Origin of the sequence: Achromobacter xylosoxidans A8 (assembly GCF_000165835.1) — a bacterium.
Classification (GTDB): Bacteria; Pseudomonadota; Gammaproteobacteria; order Burkholderiales; family Burkholderiaceae_B; genus Achromobacter; species Achromobacter xylosoxidans_B.
The window spans coordinates 333,539-354,448 of record NC_014640.1; the positions used below are offsets into that span (position 1 = coordinate 333,539).

16 protein-coding genes and 1 tRNA gene are annotated in these 20,910 nt (G+C 67.5%); 11 read left to right on the plus strand and 6 right to left on the minus strand.

Annotated elements, in window-relative coordinates; translation table 11 throughout:
- Positions 1–277 precede the first annotated feature (277 nt).
- From fdnG to AXYL_RS01625, 7 genes are all read left to right on the plus strand, one after another.
- Positions 278–3,346, plus strand: a complete 3,069-nt coding sequence (fdnG, locus tag AXYL_RS01595; protein ID WP_148260575.1) for a formate dehydrogenase-N subunit alpha — start codon at positions 278–280, stop codon at positions 3,344–3,346.
- Between the two features lie 10 nt (positions 3,347–3,356).
- Positions 3,357–4,256: a formate dehydrogenase subunit beta gene (gene fdxH, locus AXYL_RS01600; RefSeq protein ID WP_013391078.1), complete on the plus strand. Its 900-nt coding sequence runs from the start codon at positions 3,357–3,359 to the stop codon at positions 4,254–4,256.
- Positions 4,249–4,881 carry a formate dehydrogenase subunit gamma gene (locus AXYL_RS01605; protein WP_013391079.1) on the plus strand — a complete coding sequence of 211 codons (633 nt, stop codon included), beginning with the start codon at positions 4,249–4,251 and terminating at the stop codon, positions 4,879–4,881. Before fdxH ends, AXYL_RS01605 begins: the two co-directional genes overlap by 8 nt.
- A gap of 153 nt (positions 4,882–5,034) precedes the next feature.
- Positions 5,035–5,967, plus strand: a complete 933-nt coding sequence (fdhE, locus tag AXYL_RS01610; RefSeq protein WP_013391080.1) for a formate dehydrogenase accessory protein FdhE — start codon at positions 5,035–5,037, stop codon at positions 5,965–5,967.
- 1 nt (position 5,968) lies between these two features.
- Complete coding sequence (gene selA, locus AXYL_RS01615; protein WP_013391081.1) at positions 5,969–7,405, plus strand: L-seryl-tRNA(Sec) selenium transferase; 1,437 nt, start codon at positions 5,969–5,971, stop codon at positions 7,403–7,405.
- Positions 7,402–9,336 carry a selenocysteine-specific translation elongation factor gene (selB, locus tag AXYL_RS01620; protein WP_013391082.1) on the plus strand — a complete coding sequence of 645 codons (1,935 nt, stop codon included), beginning with the start codon at positions 7,402–7,404 and terminating at the stop codon, positions 9,334–9,336. Before selA ends, selB begins: the two co-directional genes overlap by 4 nt.
- A 23-nt stretch (positions 9,337–9,359) precedes the next feature.
- A tRNA-Sec gene (locus AXYL_RS01625) sits at positions 9,360–9,455 on the plus strand.
- Positions 9,456–9,477: 22 nt separating this feature from the next.
- On the opposite strand, the gene AXYL_RS01630 is transcribed toward AXYL_RS01625, so the two are convergent.
- Both AXYL_RS01630 and AXYL_RS01635 read right to left on the minus strand, forming a co-directional pair.
- Positions 9,478–10,017: a TlpA disulfide reductase family protein gene (locus tag AXYL_RS01630; RefSeq protein WP_013391083.1), complete on the minus strand. Its 540-nt coding sequence runs from the start codon at positions 10,015–10,017 to the stop codon at positions 9,478–9,480.
- 21 nt (positions 10,018–10,038) lie between these two features.
- On the minus strand, positions 10,039–11,139 hold the full coding sequence (locus AXYL_RS01635) for a transglutaminase-like domain-containing protein (RefSeq protein ID WP_013391084.1): 1,101 nt from the start codon (positions 11,137–11,139) through the stop codon (positions 10,039–10,041).
- Positions 11,140–11,278: 139 nt separating this feature from the next.
- Between AXYL_RS01635 and selD the strand changes: the two genes are divergently transcribed.
- Positions 11,279–12,343 (plus strand): selenide, water dikinase SelD, encoded by a 1,065-nt coding sequence (selD, locus tag AXYL_RS01640; protein WP_013391085.1) that lies wholly within the window; start codon positions 11,279–11,281, stop codon positions 12,341–12,343.
- Positions 12,344–12,362: 19 nt separating this feature from the next.
- On the opposite strand, the gene AXYL_RS01645 is transcribed toward selD, so the two are convergent.
- On the minus strand, positions 12,363–14,423 hold the full coding sequence (locus tag AXYL_RS01645; protein WP_049797896.1) for an LTA synthase family protein: 2,061 nt from the start codon (positions 14,421–14,423) through the stop codon (positions 12,363–12,365).
- 113 nt (positions 14,424–14,536) lie between these two features.
- Complete coding sequence (locus AXYL_RS01650) at positions 14,537–15,454, minus strand: LysR substrate-binding domain-containing protein (RefSeq protein WP_013391087.1); 918 nt, start codon at positions 15,452–15,454, stop codon at positions 14,537–14,539.
- 35 nt (positions 15,455–15,489) lie between these two features.
- On the opposite strand from AXYL_RS01650, the gene AXYL_RS01655 reads away from it, so the two are divergent.
- Together AXYL_RS01655 and AXYL_RS01660 are read left to right on the plus strand one after the other, a co-directional pair.
- Positions 15,490–15,837, plus strand: coding sequence for a DUF2917 domain-containing protein (locus tag AXYL_RS01655; protein WP_237709971.1), 348 nt, complete (start codon positions 15,490–15,492; stop codon positions 15,835–15,837).
- Between the two features lie 16 nt (positions 15,838–15,853).
- Entirely contained in the window at positions 15,854–16,507 is a 654-nt protein-coding gene (locus tag AXYL_RS01660; protein ID WP_013391089.1) for a 2-hydroxychromene-2-carboxylate isomerase, read from the plus strand.
- 243 nt (positions 16,508–16,750) lie between these two features.
- Here the strand turns inward: AXYL_RS01660 and AXYL_RS01665 are convergent, their stop codons facing one another.
- Both AXYL_RS01665 and adh read right to left on the minus strand, forming a co-directional pair.
- On the minus strand, positions 16,751–17,128 hold the full coding sequence (locus AXYL_RS01665; RefSeq protein WP_013391091.1) for a DUF779 domain-containing protein: 378 nt from the start codon (positions 17,126–17,128) through the stop codon (positions 16,751–16,753).
- Between the two features lie 57 nt (positions 17,129–17,185).
- On the minus strand, positions 17,186–18,715 hold the full coding sequence (adh, locus tag AXYL_RS01670) for an aldehyde dehydrogenase (protein ID WP_013391092.1): 1,530 nt from the start codon (positions 18,713–18,715) through the stop codon (positions 17,186–17,188).
- 306 nt (positions 18,716–19,021) lie between these two features.
- On the opposite strand from adh, the gene AXYL_RS01675 reads away from it, so the two are divergent.
- A complete protein-coding gene (locus AXYL_RS01675) occupies positions 19,022–20,902 on the plus strand; it encodes a sigma-54-dependent Fis family transcriptional regulator (RefSeq protein ID WP_013391093.1) in 1,881 nt (626 codons plus the stop codon).
- Positions 20,903–20,910 lie beyond the last annotated feature (8 nt).

A 20,910-nucleotide genomic window follows, 5' to 3' on the forward strand; every position in this document is an offset into this window, starting at 1 on the left:
GGGGGAGAGCAGGCCGGCGCGGCGCCCCCGCAGCGGGAGCCTGCCGGCCAGTCCAGGCAGCCGGGAATGGTAGCAGTCGCGGGATCATCCAAAATCTGCGAAAAAACCCGATTTGGCATCCAAATCTCAGACATAAGGACGGGCCAGTCTTAGGACTGATCTCATGGCGCGGCCGTCGCGCAAGGCCTATACTCGGGAAAATGTCCTTGGAAGTCGTAGGGCCTTTTCGCTTCGGCGGCCTTAAGGCTTTCTTCATTCACCAGGAGAGGAGTGTTTCATGGTCAACATGAATCGCCGCCAGTTCTTCAAGGTGACCGGTGCGACGCTGGCAGGCTCCAGCCTGGCTTTGCTGGGGGCTGCCCCCGGCACGGCCATGGCCGAAGTCCGCCAGTACAAGCTTGCGCGCATGACTGAAACGCGCAACACCTGTCCCTACTGTTCGGTCGCCTGTGGACTGCTGATGTACGGCTTGGGCGACGGCTCCAAGAACGCCCGTGCCAGCATCATGCACATCGAAGGCGACCCAGACCACCCCGTCAACCGCGGCACGCTCTGTCCGAAGGGCGCTGCCCTGATCGACTTCATCCATAGCCCCAACCGACTGAAGTACCCGGAATACCGGGCGCCAGGTTCGGACAAGTGGGTACGGATGTCGTGGGACGACGCCCTGACCCGCATCACCAAGCTCATGAAGGCCGACCGCGACGCGAACTTCGTCGAGAAGACCGCGGATGGCAAAACTGTCAACCGGTGGCTGACCACCGGCATGCTGGCGGCCTCGGCAAGCAGCAACGAGGTCGGCTACATCACGCACAAGACCGTGCGCAGCATGGGGATACTGGCATTCGACAACCAAGCCCGTGTCTGACATGGCCCGACGGTGGCAGGTCTTGCCCCGACGTTTGGCCGTGGAGCGATGACGAACCATTGGGTCGACATCAAGAACGCGGACGTAGTACTGATCATGGGCGGCAATGCCGCCGAGGCCCACCCTTGCGGGTTCAAATGGGTCACGGAAGCAAAAGCCCATAACAAGGCGAAGCTGATCGTCGTGGATCCGCGCTTCACGCGCTCGGCATCCGTGGCGGACTTCTACGCGCCCATACGCACCGGCACCGACATCATTTTCCTGGGCGGCGTCATCAAGTATCTGCTGGATAAGGACAAGATCCAGCACGAGTACGTGCGCAACTACACGGACTTTTCCTTCATCGTGCGCGAAGACTTCGCGTTCGACGCAGGCCTGTATTCCGGCTACGACGCCGAGAAGCGCACCTACAACAAGGCCAGCTGGGACTACGAGCGCGGCGACGACGGCTACGTCAAGACCGATCCGACGCTGGCGCACCCGCGCAGCGTCTACCAACTGCTGAAGAAGCACTATTCGCGCTACACCGAGGACATGGTCGAGCGCGTCTGCGGCACGCCCAAGGACAAGTTCCTGAAGGTGTGCGAGATGCTGGCTTCCACCGCCACCACCAACCGCGCCGCGACCATCCTCTACGCGCTGGGCTGGACGCAGCATTCCATCGGTTCGCAGATCATCCGCACCGGCGCCATGGTGCAGCTGCTGCTGGGCAACATCGGCATCGCCGGCGGCGGCATGAATGCGCTGCGCGGGCACTCGAACATCCAGGGCCTGACCGACCTGGGCCTGATGTCGAACCTGCTGCCCGGCTACATGACCTTGCCCAACGAGCCCGAACAGGACTACGGCAAGTACATCGAGTCGCGCACGCAGAAGCCCCTGCGGCCCAACCAGCTGAGCTACTGGCAGAACTACAGCAAGTTCCACGTGAGCCTGATGAAGGCCTGGTGGGGCAAGTCCGCCACGGCCGAAAACAACTGGGCGTTCGATTACCTGCCCAAGCTGGACAAGCTCTACGACATGCTGCAGGTCTACGAGCTCATGTTCCAGGGCAAGATGAACGGCTACCTTGCCCAGGGCTTCAATCCCCTGGCCGCCGCGCCCAACAAGGCCAAGCTGAATGCCGGCTTCGCCAAGCTGAAGTTCCTGGTCATCATGGACCCGCTGGTCACCGAGACCTCCGAGTTCTGGCGCAACGCGGGCGAAGCCAACGATGTGGATCCGTCCAAGATCCAGACCGAGGTCTTCCGCCTGCCGACCACCTGTTTTGCCGAGGAAGACGGCACGCTGGTGAACTCCGGCCGCTGGCTGCAATGGCACTGGAAGGGCGCCGAACCTCCGGGCGAGGCCAAGAGCGACATCGAGATCATGGCGCTGCTGTTCACGCGCCTGCGCAAGATGTACCAGGACGAAGGCGGCAAGTATCCCGACCCCATCGTCAACCTGTCCTGGCCGTATTCCAATCCGCAGAATCCCACTGCGGAAGAGTTGGCCAAGGAATACACGGGCAAGGCGCTAGTGGAACTGACGGATCCCAAGGATCCGTCCAAGGTGATGCGCAAGGCCGGCGAGCAATTGGCCGGCTTTGCGGAGTTGCGCGACGATGGTTCCACCATCAGCGGCTGTTGGATCTTCGCCGGCGCCTGGGGCCCCGGCGGCAACCTGATGGCGCGGCGCGACAACAGCGATCCGACCGGCATAGGCCAGACCCTGAACTGGGCCTGGGCCTGGCCGGCCAATCGCCGCGTCCTGTACAACCGCGCGTCCTGTGACCTGACGGGCAAGCCGTTCGACCCGCGCCGCAGCCTTGTTTCGTGGAACGGCAAGTTCTGGACCGGCGCCGACATCCCCGACTTCAAGGGCGACGAGAACCCCGACGGCGGCATGGGCCCGTTCATCATGAATCCCGAGGGCGTGGCGCGCTTCTTCGCGCGGGCGGGCATGGCCGAAGGGCCGTTCCCCGAACACTACGAACCCTTCGAGACGCCGCTGGGCTACAACCCGCTGTATCCGAAGGCCAAGGGGGTCACCAGCAATCCGGCTGCGCGGGTCTTCAAGGACGACCTGGCCGCGATGGGCACGGTGGACAAGTTCCCCTACGTGGCCACGACCTACCGCCTGACGGAGCACTTCCACTACTGGACCAAGCACGTCCGCATCAACGCGATCCTCCAGCCGGAGCAGTTCGTGGAGATCGGCGAGGCGCTGGCCAAGGAATTGGGCATCGCCAACGGTTCGCGCGTGAAGGTGTCGTCCAACCGCGGCTACATCAAGGCGGTCGCGCTGGTCACCAAGCGCCTGCGTGCGCTGACCGTCGAGGGCAAGACGGTGCATCACGTAGGCATCCCCATCCACTGGGGCTTCGTGGGCCTGGCCAAACCCGGCTTCCTCACCAATACCCTGACGCCGTTCGTGGGCGACGGGAATTCCCAGACGCCGGAATTCAAGTCGTTCCTGGTGCAGGTCGAGAAGGCTTAAGGAGACCGTCATGTCCATGCAATCCCTAGACATCAAGCGGCGGTCCGCCACCACCACGCCGCCGCCCGGCATCCGCGAGCCCATCACGGGCTCGGTGGCCAAGCTGATCGACGTCTCCAAGTGCATCGGCTGCAAAGCCTGCCAAAGCGCCTGTATGGAATGGAACGATCTGCGCGACGAGATCGGCACCAACGTGGGCGTCTATGACAATCCGGCCGACCTGACCGAGCATTCCTGGACGGTCATGCGCTTCTCCGAATACGAGAATCCGCAAGGCGACCTGGAATGGCTGATCCGCAAGGACGGCTGCATGCACTGCGAGGACCCAGGCTGCCTGAAGGCCTGTCCCTCGCCGGGCGCCATCATCCAGTACACCAACGGCATCGTGGATTTCCACGAAGAGAACTGCATCGGCTGCGGCTACTGCATCACCGGCTGTCCGTTCAACGTGCCGCGCATCTCCAAGAAGGACCACAAGGCGTACAAGTGCACCCTGTGTTCCGACCGCGTGGCCGTCGGCCAGGAACCGGCCTGCGTCAAGGCCTGTCCCACCGGCGCCATCGTCTTCGGCACCAAGGAAGACATGACGCAGCACGCCGAGGAACGGATCGTCGACCTCAAGTCACGCGGCTTCGACAAGGCAGGCTTGTACGACCCGCAGGGCGTGGGCGGCACCCACGTCATGTATGTGCTGCATCACGCCGACCAGCCGGGGCTGTATCACGGGCTGCCCAAGGACCCGCAGATCAGTCCTATGGTTTCGCTATGGAAGGGCCTGTCCAAACCCGTGGGCGTGGCCGTGATGGCCCTGACCGCGCTGGCGGGCTTCTTCCACTACGCCCGCGTTGGCCGCAACGAGGTGTCCGAGGAAGACGAACGCCGTGCCGAAGAGGAGGTGCGCCATGAGTGAAGACCGCCACTACCGCCGGATCAAGCGCTATACGCCGGGCGAACGCACCAACCACTGGATCATCGCTTTCACGTTCATCCTGTTGGCGCTGTCCGGGCTGGCGCTGTTCCATCCGTCCATGTACTGGCTGACCAACCTGTTCGGAGGCGGCCCCTGGACGCGCATCCTGCATCCCTTCATCGGGGTGGTGATGTTCGCCTGCTTCGTCGTGTTCGCCGGCCACATGTGGCGGCACAACCTCATGACGAAGGCCGACCGCCAGTGGATGCGGCAACTGAACGACGTGGTCGAGAACCGCGAGGAAAAGCTGCCCGAAGTCGGCAAGTACAATGCCGGCCAGAAGCTGCTGTTCTATGTGCTGATCCTGTGCATGCTGGGCCTGTTCGCCAGCGGCATCGTGATCTGGCGCGAGTACTTCGCGTTTTATTTCCCGATCTGGGTCGTCCGCGCCGCTTCGGTGCTGCATGCCGTCAGCGCACTGGTGCTGATCTGCGCCATCATCGTGCACATTTACGCGGCGATCTGGGTCAAGGGTTCCTTGACCGCGATGCTGCGCGGGTATGTCACGGCGGGCTGGGCGTGGAAGCATCACCGAGCCTGGTTCCGGGAACAAATCAGAAAATAAAAAGGGAAGAAGGGCCCCCACGGCACGCGCACTGCGTGCGTGCCGCTTGCTCTGCGGCAAATGGGGCCTTCTCCCGGCCCTCACATACCCGCCCAACGGCTGCTATCCTTCTCCTTGAAGGCTGGCAGCCGTGTTTTTTATCTGGAGACGCAAGTGCAGCGAATTCTTCCGCGCGGCGAGATCGAAGCGCTAGACCACAACCGCATCCCCCGTGTCAGCCTGCCGGAACGCGGGTCGGTGTTCGCCATGCGCGCGGCCCGGTTGCGGCAGCTGGCGGCGGACAGCCCGGTAGCCGACTACCTGCTGCTGATGGCGCATCTGGTCGACGCCCAGCACCGCGCCTTGCAGGATTGCGCAGCGCCCGAAGCGTCCGAAGAACGCATTTCGCTGGCGCAGGCGCATGGCATGCCGCCCCTGCAGGCGGTGGGCTGGCCGCGCGATCCCCTGTGGCGCGGCATACTGGGCCAACTGATAGACCACGTGGCCGGCGTCAAGGACGTGCCGGCTGAGGCCGTCGAGGTCTGCGCCACCTTGCGCCGCGCGCTGGCCGAGAACCCGGAGTCGCTGGAGGACTTGGCCGAGGCCGTGCTGTCCGAACAGGACCAGGGCGTCGACGGCGCCGCGGCGCCTTTCGTGATGGCGGCCTTGCAGGTCTATTGGACCGACCTGGCCAGCCGTTTCGATGAAAAGCAGCTGCCGGTGGCCAGTCCCTTCGGCGTCTGTCCGGTGTGCGCCAGCCTGCCGGTGGCCAGCGTGGTGCGCGTGGGCGGGCAGTTCGAAGGCTACCGCTACCTGTGCTGCAGCCTGTGCGCGACCCAATGGCACATGGTGCGGGTGAAGTGTTCGCACTGCGAAGACGTGGAGTCGGTGGCCTACCAGGCCATCGAAGGCCGCACGCCCGCCATCAAGGCCGAAACCTGCGACCACTGCCATACCTACCGCAAGATCTTCTACCAGGACAAGGACCTGCAGGTGGAGCCCGTGGCCGACGACCTGGCCAGCCTGATGCTGGACGTGCTGGTCGGCGAGGCCGGCTATTCGCGGGCCAGCGGCAATCCGCTGCTGTGGCACGGATCGGAGGAATAGCATGGCTGCGCATACGCCCGATGGCGGCGCGGCCGCGGTCTCCGACATTCCTTCCCTGGACCGGCTGCTGAACGCGCCGGGCATGCAAGCCGCGCTGGACCAGCATGGCAGGACCCAGGTGGTGGCGGCCCTGCGCCGCGACCTGGACGCGATGCGCGAGCGCGCGCGGGCCGGCGGGCTGCCGCGCCAGGAACTCGATGCCGATGCCGTGGCGTCGCGCGTGGCCGCGGCCTTGGCCCGCGCCGCCGAGCCGAAGTTGCGGGCGGTGTACAACCTGACCGGCACCGTGCTGCACACCAATCTGGGCCGGGCGCTGCTGCCCGACGAGGCGGTGGCCTCGGTGCTGCGCGCGCTCACGACTCCCGCCAATCTGGAATTCGATCTGGACACCGGCGGGCGCGGCGACCGCGACGACCTGATCGACGACCTGCTATGCGAACTGACGGGGGCCGAGGCCGCCACCGTCGTCAACAACAACGCCGCGGCCGTGCTGCTGATGTTGAACGCGCTGGCTGACCGGCGCGAAGTGGTGGTGTCGCGCGGCGAACTGGTCGAGATCGGCGGCGCGTTCCGCATCCCCGACATCATGAAGCGCGCCGGCGCCAAGCTGGTCGAAGTCGGCACCACCAATCGCACCCACGCCGCCGACTATGAAAATGCCATCGGCCCGCGCACGGCGATGCTGATGAAGGTGCATTGCAGCAACTATGCGGTCACCGGTTTCACCAAAAGCGTGAGCGTGGCCGAAGTGGCGGCCCTGGCGCATGCGCGCGGCCTGCCGGCCACCGTGGACCTGGGCAGCGGCACGCTGGTTGACCTGACGCAATTCGGCCTGCCCAAGGAAGACACCGTGCGCGAGACCATCGCGGCCGGCGCCGACCTGGTCACCTTCAGCGGCGACAAGCTGCTGGGCGGTCCGCAGGCTGGCTTGCTGGTGGGCAGCAAGGATCTGATCCGCAAGATCAAGAAGAACCCGCTGAAGCGCGCCTTGCGCGTCAGCAAGCTGACCCTGGCGGCGCTGGAGCCGGTGCTGGGCCTGTATCGCGCGCCGGAATTCCTGGCCCAGCGGCTGACCACGCTGCGCCTGCTGACCCGTCCGCAACGCGACATCCAGCCGCAGGCCGAACGTCTGCGCGGCGCTCTGGCGCACGCGGCGGGCGAGCCGTACGCGGTCGAAGCCGTGCCCATGTTCAGCCAGATCGGCAGCGGCGCCTTGCCGGTGGATCAATTGCCCAGCTACGGCTTGGCCGTGCGCTACACCGGCAGCGGCCGCGCGGGACGCCATCTGGACAAGCTGGAGACGCGGCTGCGCCGCCTGCCCGTGCCCGTGATCGGCCGCATCGCCGACGACGCCTTGTGGCTGGACCTGCGCTGCCTGGAAGCGCGCGACGAAGCGGACTTTGCCGCGCAGCTGGCGCATCTGGCGGAGCAGGCATGATCATCGGCACCGCCGGCCATATCGACCATGGCAAGACCACGCTGGTGCGGGCGCTGACCGGCGTCGACACCGACAGGCTCAAGGAAGAGAAAGCGCGCGGGATTTCGATCGAGCTGGGCTACGCCTACACGCCCTTGCCCAACGGCGACGTGCTGGGCTTCATCGACGTGCCTGGCCACGAGAAGCTGGTGCACACCATGGCGGCCGGCGCCAGCGGCATCGATTTCGGCCTGCTGGTGGTGGCGGCGGACGACGGCGTCATGCCGCAGACGCGCGAGCACCTGGCCATCCTGGCCTTGCTGGGCGTGGCGCGCGGCGCGGTGGCGCTGACCAAGACCGACCGAGCCGACGCCGCGCGGCTGCAGGCGGTGCGCGCCGAGATCGCGGAGCTTGCCGCTGGCACCTTTCTGCAGGACGCGCCGTTGTACGCGGTGTGCGCGTCGCAGTCTGGCGATGCGGGCGTGGCGGAACTGAAAGCGCACCTGGACGCCCAGGCGCAGACCATGCGCCGCCGTGATGGCGCCGGCCTGTTCCGACTGGCTGTCGACCGCGTGTTCACCCTCGCTGGCCACGGCACGGTAGTGACGGGCACGGCCCATGCCGGGCTGGCCCGCGCCGGCGACGAAGCGGCCGATCTGCGGCTGATGCCCGCCGGCACGCGCGTGCGGGTACGCAGCATCCACGCCCAGAACCAGCCCAGCGAGACCGGCGCGGCCGGCCAGCGCTGCGCCTTGAATCTCGCGGGCATGGACAAGAACGCCATTGCCCGCGGCGACTGGATCGCGGATGCGCGCTGCTTCCTGCCGTCGCGCCATGTCGATGTGGCGCTGACGCTGCTGGCATCTGCCGATGCGCCGGTGCGCGCCTGGGCGCCGCTGCACGTGCACATCGGCGCGGCGCGCCACGTCGCGCATGTGGTGCCGCTAAGCGCGGAGTCGTTGGCGCCGGGGCAGTCCGGCTGGGTGCAGCTGGTGTTCGACGAACCGGTCTGCGTCATGCCGGGCGACCGTTATATCGTGCGCAACGCGCAGGCCACGCGCACGGTGGGCGGCGGCCGGGTACTGGATCCGAACGCGCCAGACCGCAAGCGCCGTTCCGCCGCGCGCATGCAGTGGCTGCAGGCTATGTCGTCCATGCTGGACGGCGCCGGCCTGCATCCGGTGCTGGAGCATGCCGCGCTGGGCCTGGACGAAGACGCCTTGCAGCGACTGACCGGTCGGCCCATGGCTGAAATCCCCGCGCCGCATGGCGCGCTATGGCTGGAGGCGCGCACGCCGCAGGCGCCGCGTACCCTGATTCTTGCGGCCCATTGGGACGCAATGCGCGTCCGCGTGGAGCAGGCGCTGGCGGCGTTCCACCAAGGCGCGCCCGACGAGCCGGGGCCGGACGGCTCGCGCCTGCGCCGCATGGCCATGCCCGTCGGCCCGGATGCGCTGTGGCTGGCGGTGCTGGACGATCTGCAGCGCGACGGCCGCATCGTGCGCAACGGCCCCTGGCTGCATCTGCCCGGCCATACCGCGACCCTGGCGCCCGACGAGTCGGCGCTGGCCGAGCGCCTGCTGCCCCTGCTGGCGGCCGGCGCCTTCGACCCACCCTGGGTGCGCGACCTGGCCCGTACGCTGGGCGAGCCCGAGGACCGCGTGCGGCAGCTGCTGCGCAAGCTCTTGCGGCGCGGCGAAGTGGCCCAGGTGGTGAAGGACTTGTTCTATCACCGCGATCAGGTGGCCGGGCTGGCGGCGCTGGCGCAAGGCCTGACGGCGCAGCCGGCAGGCTTGAACGCCGCAGCGTTCCGTGACGCCACCGGCCTGGGCAGGAAACGCGCGATCCAGATCCTGGAGTTCTTCGACCGCGTGGGCTACACCCGGCGGGTGCGCGATGCGCACGTGCTGCGCCAGGAAAGCGCCTACGGCAGCACGCGCCTGACGCAGTAACCGGTATCATGAGCGGCCACCATGGAAGGCATTCGTGCCCGGTGGCACGGCTGGGCTTCAAACCCAGTTGGGGACGTCAGACGTTCCCAGGTAGGTTCGACTCCTGCTGCCTTCCGCCATCCTTCTCGCGGCGCCCGCGGGCTAGGCCCGCAGCAGCCCCGTCACCACGCCGCCCACGCGGTCCGATTTCCAGTCCAGTTGCCCCAGGTGCCAATATCGGATGGATCCGCCGCGATCCACCAGATAGTTCGCGGGCAGCCCGACCGCGTCCCATTGTTTCGACACCGTGCTGTTCCTGTCATGCAGCACGGTGCCGGCGACCGGCCACTTCGCCAGGAAGGTGCTGATCTTGGCCGCCGAATCGCCGACGTTCACCGCCACCAGGCGCAAGCCTTCCTCGCGATGGCGCTTGGCCATGGCGGACATGATGGGGATTTCGTCACGGCAGGGCTCGCACGAGGTGGCCCAGAAACTGACGATGAGCACATTGCCGCGCCAGGAGGAGAGCTTTTTCTCGCGGCCGGATAGGTCGGGCAAGGCCAGGGGCGGGGTGGCTGAGGTCCAGGGAGCCCAGTCCGGACCGGTGGCCTTCTTGAGCGCATCGTCGCTGGCGGCCCGGACAAACCAGGGCAGGGCCGCCAGCGACAGGCCGGACTGCAGGAGTAGGCGGCGGCTGATCATGGCGGGTCCCCTGGGTTGGACTCAGATGGCAATCGGCTTGGCGATGAGCTTGTAGCTGAAGCTGTCGGGATCCAGGCTGTCCAACCGGCCGGCCGCGGTTTCCCCGTTGGGATACATCAGGAAAGGCACGGGGCCATGGGCGGCGCCGGGCAGGACCACGTCGTGGCCATGGTTGTAGGCCACCCAGTTCATCTCCCAGGCGCCGAACAGCATGACGCGCGCGGCGCGCACCTTGGCGTTGGTCAGCGGCAGCTCGCCGGGAGGCTCTTCCAGCATGACCTTGCGCACGTCGGCCGGGTCCACGGGCACCCAGCCGTAGCCGGCGGCATAGAACTCGGCGCGGCAGTGCTGCGCCTTGGTGACGTCGCCCGCCTTGCCCAGGCTTTTGTAGCCGAACTCGGAGTCCGCCACGCGCAGGCCGTAGGCGTCGCGGGCGGGTATGCCGGCGGCGCGGGCCAGCGCGACGAACAGGGAGTTGATGTCGGCGCATTTGCCGTTCAGATCGTTGGCCGTGAGCATGTATCGCACGTCGCCCACGCCGCAGCCCCGGGTGGACGCGGTCCTGCAGGTCTTCTCGACGACCCATTCGTAGATGGCGCGGGCCTGCGCCAGATCGCCGCGATGGCCGCGGGTGATCTGGTCGGCAGTGCTCTTGACGATGCCGTCGGTGGGCAGCAACGCGGTGGGCTGCAGGAATTCGCGCAGCGCCGCCGCGCTTTCCTGCGGGATGCCGGCAGCGGGAGGCTGGCTCAGGTCCACCCGCCGGTTGCGGGTCTGGAAGCGGCTGGTGACGGTGACCCTGCGTGGCGCTTGCGCATCCGGCCATTGCACGGCCAGCATCTGCACGCCATAGCCGGGCGCCTGCGTCAGCTGCGCGCTGCCGCCGCCGCTGACCTGCCAGCTGCTTTGCGCGCCGCGCTGGTAGGCGGTGTCCGTGGCGTAGGGAACCGGAATCCAGATGCGCGCATGCGCGCCCGGGTCCTGCACGGTAATGTCGGTGGTCAGTTCGAAGGCGCGCCAGTCGGCGCTGACGGGGGCGAGATCCGCGCGCGCCGCCCTGGGCAGTGCCGCGTTGGCGGCGCACAGGGCGCCCGAGAAACGGAGAAAATGTCGGCGATCCATGTAGCCCTCACTCACGGTGAAGATTGGCTGTCGGTGCGCCCGGGGCCGGGCGGCCGTCCGTTGCTGCATGCTGCCGGATCATCATAGGGCCAATCCCGGGGGCGGTGCTATCCTTTTCCACTGACCAATGGAGATTCAGATGACCACCCAGGATGTTGCCAGCGCGGCAGTGCCGCGATTGACTTCGCTTTCGCACGGGGGCGGCTGCGGCTGCAAGATCGCGCCCGGCGTGCTGTCCGAGCTGCTCAAGCGCTTCGGCCCGGCGGTCAGCTATCCCGATCTGCTGGTGGGCACCGAGACCGCCGACGACGCGGCGGTCTACCGGCTGAACGACGAGCAGGCGCTGATCGCCACCACCGACTTCTTCATGCCCATCGTCGATGATCCCTACGATTTCGGCCGCATCGCCGCGACCAACGCGCTGTCGGACGTCTATGCGATGGGCGGCACGCCCATCATGGCGTTGGCCATCGTGGGCATGCCGATCAACGTGCTGCCGCACAGTGTCATCGCCGACATCCTGCGCGGTGGCGAAGCGGTCTGCAAGGACGCTGGCATACCCGTGGCCGGCGGCCATAGCATCGATTCCGTCGAACCCATCTACGGGCTGGCGGCGATGGGCCTGGTGCATCCCGGCCGCATCAAGCGCAATGCCGATGCGCGCGCCGGCGACGTGCTGATCCTGGGCAAGGCGCTGGGCGTGGGCATCCTGTCGGCCGCGCTGAAGAAGAACCGCCTGGACGACGCCGGCTACCGCGCCATGATCACCGAGACCACGCGCCTGAACCGGCCGGGTCCGGCGCTGGCCGCCATGGAAGGCGTGCACGCCATCACCGATGTGACCGGTTTCGGCCTGCTGGGACACACGCTGGAGATGGCGCGCGGCGCGCAACTGACCGCGCATGTGCGGCGCGATGCGCTGCCCTGGCTGCCCGGCGTGCAGGCGTTTGCCGCGGACGGCGTGATCACCGGCGCATCCGGCCGCAACTGGGCCTCCTATGGCGCGTCCGTGCGTCTGGGCGAGGGCGTGAGCGACACCGAGCGCGCCTTGCTGACCGACCCGCAAACCGCGGGCGGCCTGCTGGTGGCGTGTACGCCGGATGCCGCGCAGGCGGTGCTGGACCTGTTCCGCCAGCACGGTTTTGACCAGGCGGCCGTCATCGGCGACATGCGCGCGGGCGAACCGGAAGTGCGCGTCGATTGAAGCCTTGGCTTCCCATGGGCTAGCGCGCCTGGCCTGTGCGGCCCAGCTCCTGCACCTGGTAGTTGATCTGCCAGTGCAGCAGCCGCGGATAGGCGTTCAGCCGTACCTGCTCCGCCCATTGCTCGGCCGTAGCGTCCTGTTCTGCCTCCAGCGCCAGTCCCGACGGACCTGCCCAGGGCAAGATGCGGCCGGGCTTGTCCGGCCGGAACGCTCCTTCATCCGTCAGCATCACGTGCCCGTTGTTGAAGCCGAAGCACCAGGCCGGGTCGGGCCGCGCGGCCAGCAGGTTGCAACCGCTGCGGAAGTAGGGCGTCTGCGGCAGGCTCAGGTGATACAGCGTGGGCAGGATGTCCTTGTGGCTGCCCACGCGCGCCGGGTCGTAACGCGCCTGCGCTTGATAGGCCGGCGGCACGTACAGATAGAACGGCACGGCGCGCGCCAGCGCCGCGTCCTTCGGGTCCTGATAGTCGATGCCCAGGATGTTGTGGTCGCCGGTTACCGCGACGATGGTGCGTGACGCGTTGGCCGAGCCTTTCAGGCGCGTCAGGAAGCCGCCCAACTGGTCGTTGGCGTAGCGCAGCGTGTCGAAAGCGGCGGCCAGCGTATTCCAGCTTTTGAAATACGGCAGGCTGGCCACGTCATCCAGGGGCAGACCACCCCGCTGGCCGCCTTCCGGCACGATGAACGGGGGATGGTGGGTGGTGGACAAGGCCACGATGAATAGCGGCAGGCCATCCTCGGTGCCTTGCGCCAGCCGCTCCTCGATGTAGCGGAACATGTACTCGTCGGGCACGCCCCAGGTTCCGGTCGGTGCTTGGGGATAGCGCGCCCTGAGGGTTTGCTGGTCCACGAATTCGTGCGCGCCCAGTTTGGTGGCAAAGGTCCCGAGGTTGCGCCAGGTGGCCGCGCCGGACGTGACGAAGACGACCCGGTAGCCGCGTTGCAGAAAAGGCGTGAAGGCATTGCTGGCGAAGGGCGTATCCGCCGCCGACGATTGGCCGACGGCGGCAATCGGGCTGCGCACCAGCAGCAGGCTCAACGATTCGATGGTGCCGTTGCCTTCGGCCACGAAGCGCTCGAATACCCAGTCCTGGCGCCAGTGCGGCCGCAGCGCGCCGAGCAGGTCGCGGCCGGGACGGTCATAGGCGTTCAGATGCGCGCCCATGCTCTCCATGACCTGCAGCACCACGTGGGGCGGCTGCGCCGCGGCCGCCGGATTGGGGCCGGTTGCGGCCATGAAGGGCCGCAGGCCGTCGTCCGGCCAGCCCAGGAAGCGCTCGTAGAGCAGGCGTCCTTCGCGCGCGGTGACGGGTTCGAAGCGCTTGTCGTTGCCGCGATCCGACAGGGCCCAGGAAAAGGCCGATATGCCGTTGGGCGCAATATCGTTGAGCAGGCGCAGCGACGAAATGCTGGTGTCGTCCTTGTTGAGCGGAAACCTGCCCAGCGAGCCTCTACAGGCCAGCACGGTGACGGCGATGATCAGTACGAACCGGACCAGGCTGGGCGCGAATGGGCGACGCTTGAACCGCATGCGCTGCACCCGGCCGCGCCAGCGGCGGCCGAGCCACCAGGTGCCGGCCAGCACCGCCGCCAGCAGCAGGCCGGCCTGCGCCAGGGGATAGCCGTGCCACAGGGTCATCAGGATGGCGTGGGTGTCGTCGTCGACCAAACCGAACACGAAAATGTCGATCGAGCGCGAGAATGTGGCGAAGTAGAAGACGCTGACGATCGTGATGGCCGTGAACAGCATCGCCATGACCGCGCCCAGCCCCGGCAGACAGTGTTGCCAGCGCTGTTGCAAACCGGGTTTGGCGGCGGCCGCCATGGACAGCAGCAGCAGTGCCGCACAGGCAATGCTGGCGACCTTGATGTCGAACAGCAGCCCGGTCGTCAGGCTGCGCCGCACGTCCTGGGGCAGCGCGTCATAGGTCCCCGGCGCCGCATGGCGCAGCAGCAGGTAGCCGCGCCCGGCGCTTTGCGCGAGCACGCTGATCAGCCAGGGGGCCAGCAGGACCAGGCAGGAACGCTGAAAGTTGGCGAGCCAGTCTTGCCACCCCGACGCCGAACGGAAAAGCCTCATCAACATCTTGGGAGCAGGGTTACGGACACGCGCCGCAATCTACTGGAACAGCAGTCCCAAGTTATGAAGATCTGTATGGATTTTGTAGCGCGGCGTCCGGGGGGCGGGGGCGCCTACGCGGTCAGGTCGCGCGCGGTGGCTTGCGCCTGTTCCATCAGCCAGCGCGTGACGACGTCGGCGTCGGGCGTGGCGCGGCGCGTATTGCGCACCAGCCAGTAGGCGTGCTCGGTGGCGCTGGCGGCCTGGCCGCCGACGGCCTCCAGGCGCTGGTCCGCCAGCATCGGCGCGATCAGCGCCAGCCGTCCCAGCGCGATGCCGTGGCCCGCCAGTGCCGCGTGCACGATCTGGTCGTACTGGTTGAAGCGCAGCATGCCCCGGGCGGGTGCCCGGCCCAGCCCGCGTGCGTTCAGCCATTCCGACCATTGCAGCCAGGGACGCGTCGGGTCGTCGAATTCCAGCAGCACATGGCGCTGCAATTCTTCCGCATCCAGCAGGCGGGCCTTGAGCGAGGGGTGGGCCACCGGCACCACCGCTTCGCCGAACAGCCAGGCCGCGCTGTCCGGCACGCCGTCGCGCAGGCTGTAGCGGATGGCGATGTCCACGCTTTCGCGGTCGATGTCGATCAGCCGGTTGTCGGCCGCCACGCGCACGTCGATGTGCGGATACGCCGCCTGGAAGTCCCCCAGCCGCGGCAGCAGCCACAGCGAGGCCACGCCTATGGTGGTGGTGACGGTGACGGGCGTGCGGCGTTCGGGCGCGCGCAGCTGCTCGGTCAGGTCGCCCAGCTGGCTCAGCCAGACGTCGGCCATGCGGAACAGCTGCGCGCCTTCGGATGTGAACGACACGCTGCGGAAGCCGCGCACCAGCAACGGTACGCCCAGATGGGCCTCCAGCGCCCGGATCTGGCGGCTCACCGCCGACTGCGTCACATGCAGGTCCTGCGCGGCCAGCGTGATGCTCATGCGGCGGCCCACGGCCACGAAGCCTCGGACCAGATCAAGCGGCGGGAGTTTGGCCAGCGGATATGGCATTCGTAAAACTCATGCGTATCGGACGGAAATGTCGCTTGAGCAATAGTACCTCCCGGGCGTCCAATAAGACTCAGACGACGGGTAAGGGGCGCAGAGCCCCGCAATCCGCCGCGATCGCCGCCGCCGCGGCCCAGGGGTACGCCATGATCCAGGTATGTTGCACTGCGGGAATGTCATTCCGTCTGGCCGACGGCTCGACTATGCTGCTCAAACACGCTTTGGGCGTCCGCATCGTGTGTCACGCCGGCACCTTGTGGCTGTCCGAATACCAGCGCTTCGATGACAGCGTGCTTCAAGCCGGTGATTCCATCACCGTCGGCAGCGATCGCGATGTCGTTCTCAGCGGCCTGCCGGATGCGCAGGTCGCGCTAATTTCCCAGTAGCCTCGGAGCCCTAGTCATGACCGCGCCTCTGCCCGATACGCCCCGCATCGAGATGTGGTTCGATTTCGCCAGCCCGTACAGCTATCTGGCGATAGAGCGCATCGACGCCCTGGCGCAAGAGGCCGCGGTCCGGGTCGATCTGCGGCCCTTTCTGCTGGGCCCGATCTTCCAGGCCCAGGGCTGGAACGACACGCCGTTCCGGCTGTTCCCGGGCAAGGGCGCCTACATGATGCGCGATATCGCCCGCCTGGCCGAAAAGTACGGCCTGGTCTACAACCGTCCACGCCTGTTTCCGCGCATGAGCGTGCTGCCCGCGCGCATTGCGCTGCTGGGCCAGGACGAGCCCTGGGGCCGCGATTTCTGCGTGGCGGTGTTTCGCGCCAACTTCCAGCGCGACCTGGACATCCAGTCCGAGGACGTGGTGCACGGACTGCTGACGGACCTGGGCCTGGACGCCGATGCCCTGATCGCCCGCGGCAAGTCCGAAGCCGCCAAGGAAGCGCTGCGCGGCCAGGTAGACCAGGCGCGCAACCTGGGCCTGTTCGGCGCGCCGACTTTTTTCGTGGATGGCGAGATGTTCTGGGGCAACGACCGCCTAGAAGATGCGCTGGAATGGACTCGCCGCGTGGCGCCCGCCAGCGCCTGGACCTCGTCCGCCGCGCGCCCCTGAGCCGCCGCCCGCGCAAGTTTTTTCCTCACGCCACTTTCAGCAATGAAAAACGCCAGCAGTGCCTATCGCGGCGCGCCCATGCCGGGCGGCCGTTCGTTCACGCAATTCCGAGCCGCGCGCATCCGGCGCGTGTCGTTCCAGTGGAAACAGGCTGTCGATGCCGGCACGCCGGACAAGGGCAGTCCGCATAGAGGCTCGCGGGGCCGCTAGGGCCCCGCGCGCAATCTGCTCAGGGGGGGCAGGCTAGCCCCTGCTGACGGGCGCCACCCGCGCCCATTCCTCGTCCGAGTACAGCCGCGAACGCAGCAGGAAGCGTTTGCCTTCCGCGCTGTCCAGCGAGAAGGCGCCGCCCCGGCCGGGCACGGCGTCGATGATGAGCTGGGTGTGCTCCCAATAGGCGAACTGGTCCTCGCCCATGTAGAACGGGCAGCCCTCCAATTCGCCCAGCAGCACGTCCGAACCGCCCACCATGAATTCGCCCTGCGCGTAGCACATGGGCGAACTGCCGTCGCAGCAGCCGCCGGATTGGTGGAACATCAGCGGGCCATGCTTGGCGCACAGGGTCTCGATCAGGCTGCGCGCCTCATCGGTGGCGACCACGCGCGGCGTTTGCTCTGCCATGTCAGGCTCCTTTGAGGCGCGCCGGGCCTCGCGGCCCGGCGCCGGAACACAAGCAGGTCAGAAGAAACCCAGCTTCTTCGGCGAGTAGCTCACCAGCAGGTTCTTGGTCTGCTGATAGTGGTTGAGCATCATCTTGTGGTTCTCGCGCCCGATGCCGGATTGCTTGTAGCCGCCGAATGCCGCATGCGCCGGATAGGCGTGATAGCAGTTGGTCCATACGCGGCCCGCCTTGATCGCGCGTCCCATGCGGTAGCAGGTGTTGGCGTCGCGCGACCACACGCCCGCGCCCAGGCCGTAGAGCGTGTCGTTGGCCAGGGCCAGCGCGTCGTCGGCATCCTTGAAGGTCGTCACGGCCACCACCGGCCCGAAGATTTCCTCCTGGAACACGCGCATCTTGTTGTGGCCCTTGAACACCGTGGGTTGCACGTAATAGCCGCCCTCCAGCGCGCCCTGCATCTGCGCGCGCGAGCCGCCGGCCAGCACGTCGGCGCCTTCCTGTTTGCCGATGTCCAGGTACGACAGGATTTTCTCCAGCTGTTCGGTGGAAGCCTGCGCGCCCAGCATGGTGTCCGCGTCCAGCGGATTGCCCTGCTTGATCTCGGCCACGCGCTTCAGGGCGCGCTCCATGAACTTGTCGTACAGGGACTCCTGGATCAGCGCGCGGCTGGGGCAAGTGCAGACCTCGCCCTGGTTCAGCGCGAACATGACGAAGCCTTCGACCGCCTTGTCGAGGAAATCATCGTCCTGTGCGGCGACGTCGGCGAAGAAGATGTTGGGCGACTTGCCGCCCAGCTCCAGCGTCACCGGAATGATGTTCTGCGAGGCGTACTGCATGATGAGGCGGCCGGTGGTGGTCTCGCCGGTGAAGGCGATCTTGGCGATGCGCTTGTTCGAGGCCAGCGGCTTGCCGGCTTCCAGGCCGAAGCCCGTGACCACGTTGATCACGCCGGCGGGCAGGATGTCGCCGATCAGTTCCATCAGCAGCAGAATGCCCAGCGGCGTCTGTTCGGCGGGCTTGAGCACCACGCAATTGCCCGCGGCCAGGGCCGGCGCCAGCTTCCACGCCGCCATCAGGATGGGGAAGTTCCACGGAATGATCTGGCCGACCACGCCCAGCGGTTCATTGAAGTGGTAGGCCACCGTGTCGCTGTCGATCTCGGACAGTCCGCCTTCCTGGCTGCGGATGCAAGAAGCGAAATAGCGGAAGTGGTCGATCGCCAGCGGAATGTCGGCGGCGCGCGCTTCGCGGATGGGTTTGCCGTTGTCCCAGGTTTCGGCCGTGGCCAGGCGCTCCAGGTTCGCCTCCATCACATCGGCGATCTGCATCAGCATGTGGGCGCGCTGCGCGGCCGGGGTTGCACCCCATTTAGGCGCGGCGCGGTGCGCGGCGTCCAGCGCCAGTTCGATGTCGCGTTCCTTCGAGCGCGCATTGCGCGTCAGCACCTGGCCCGTGACCGGTGTGACGTTGTCGAAGTATTCGCCGTCGGCGGGCTTCTGCCACTTGCCGTCGATGAAGTTGTCGTACTGGGTCTTCAGGTCCAGGCGCGTGCCGTAGGAGTCGGGGGTGATGCGGGTCGCGATGTCCATGCTTGTCTCCGGTATTGTGGGATAGCGGCAGTCGGCTGCCTGTCCTGTATCAAGCAAGGAGCGTGCCAGTCGGGGCTTCCCCGCTGGACAGCCCGCGGCTTGCATGCGAAAGTAGGTTTCAGAACGGGCAATAGGCAGCAGAGCCCCTCGAGGGCCGGCCCGCCGCCGGGCCGTCCCAAGGCGGGCCAGCCCCCTTGGGGGGGCAGCAAGCCCGCGCAGCGGGTGCGGCGTGGGGGCCTTCCCTGTCGCTTTTTGCGACATCGTCGCGGAACAGGTGTCGCAGAACGCCTGTCCCAGGAGACATGCATGGCCACTCATTCCCGTCAGCACGCGCTGACGCAAGCGCGCCTGCTGTTCAACCAGCAAGGCGCGGTGCCCGGCGGCATGGTCGCCGAGCCCATCCTGCGATCGTGGCGGCGCTGCGCCGACCTGGGCTTCGACATGCGCGGGGTGCGCCGCGCCGAGCTCATGACCCAGGGCGAACTGCGCGAGGCCCAGCAGCGCAATGAGGCGCTGCGCCGGCTGTCCGAACCCGCCATGTCCATGTTGCGCCGCGAGGCCGGCGGTAGCGATGGCCTGGTGATCCTGTCCGACGCGCAAGGCCTGGTGCTGGATTCCGACGGCGACACCGGTTTCGCCCAGCGCGCGTCGCGCGTGGCGCTGATGCCCGGCGCGCCCTGGGACGAAGCGGCCGCAGGCACCAACGCCATCGGCACCGCGCTGGTGGAAGGCCGGCCCATCGCCGTGCATGGCGCGGAACACTATTTCGAACCCAACCGCATCCTGACCTGCGCCGCCGTCCCCATTACCGACAGCGAAGGCCGCACGCTGGGCGTGCTGGACCTGTCCAGCCCGGCCCGCGATCTCCGCCCCGACGTGCTGGAACTGGTGCGCGCCGCCGTGGACCTGATCGAGCACCGTTTATTTGAACAAGCCTACGAGCAGCACGCCGTGCTGCGGCTGCACGTGGACCATTCCGGACTGGGCGCGCCGGGCGAAGGCCTGCTCGCCTTCCAGGGCGACCTGCTGATCGGAGCCAACCGCCGCGCCTTGCAAGCGCTGGGCCTGGCGCCCACCGCCCTGGGCGTGTACCGCTACGCCGACGTGTTCGACGGCGAGATGGAGCGCTGCCCCGACGCGGCCGGCAGGGTGCTGACGCGATCGGGCGCCGTGTACCACGCGCGTCTGCGTTGGCCGCGCTCGCGCGCGCCGCAGGCGCCGGCACGGCCGCTGCTGCCGCCCGCCGCGGGCCCGCGCCCTGCCGCGCCGAATTTCGATGCCGCGACCCTGGGCGCGCTGGCGCGCGCCGTGCATCTATCGGACGCGGGCGTATCCATCCTGCTGCAGGGCGAAACCGGCGTGGGCAAGGAAGTGTTCGCGCGCCAGCTGCATGCGCGCAGCAAGCGGGCCTCCGGGCCGTTCGTGGCGGTGAACTGCGCGGCGCTGCCTGAAAGCCTGATCGAATCCGAACTATTCGGCTACGAAGACGGCGCCTTCACCGGCGCGCGCCGCCAGGGCAGCAAGGGGTTGCTGCGCCAGGCGCATGGCGGCGTGCTGTTCCTGGACGAGATCGGCGACATGCCGCTGATGCTGCAATCGCGCCTGTTGCGCGTGCTGCAGACGCGCGAAGTCTCGCCGCTGGGCGCGGCGCGGCCGGTGTCCGTGGACTTCGCGCTGGTGTGCGCGACCCACCGGCCGCTGGCGCACGAAGGGCCCGATGCGCCGGTGCGCCCGGACCTGTACTTCCGCATCGCCGAATACACCGTCACGCTGGAGCCGCTGCGCGCGCGCGCCGACCGCCTGGAGTTGCTGCGCGGCCTGTGGGCGGCGCAAGGTGCGGGGCCGGTCCTGCCGCCCGATATCGAAGCGATCCTGGTGGCGTACGCGTGGCCCGGCAACTACCGGCAATTGGTGGCCGTGCTGCGCACGCTGCACGTGCTGGCGGGGCCGGCGGGCATGGTTGACGCCGACATGCTGCCCGCCGACATACGCGGCGCGGCGGCTGCGCCGCAACCCGCGGGCGCAGAGGCTGATCCGGCAAATCTGCAAGCCATGACGGACGCTGCGATTCGCGACGCCCTGGCCGCTCACGGCGGCAACGTCAGCCGCGCGGCGCGCGCATTGGGCGTGCACCGCAGCACGCTGTACCGGCGCGCTGCGGCGCTGGCCTCGCCGCGCGCAAGATAGCTTTTTTG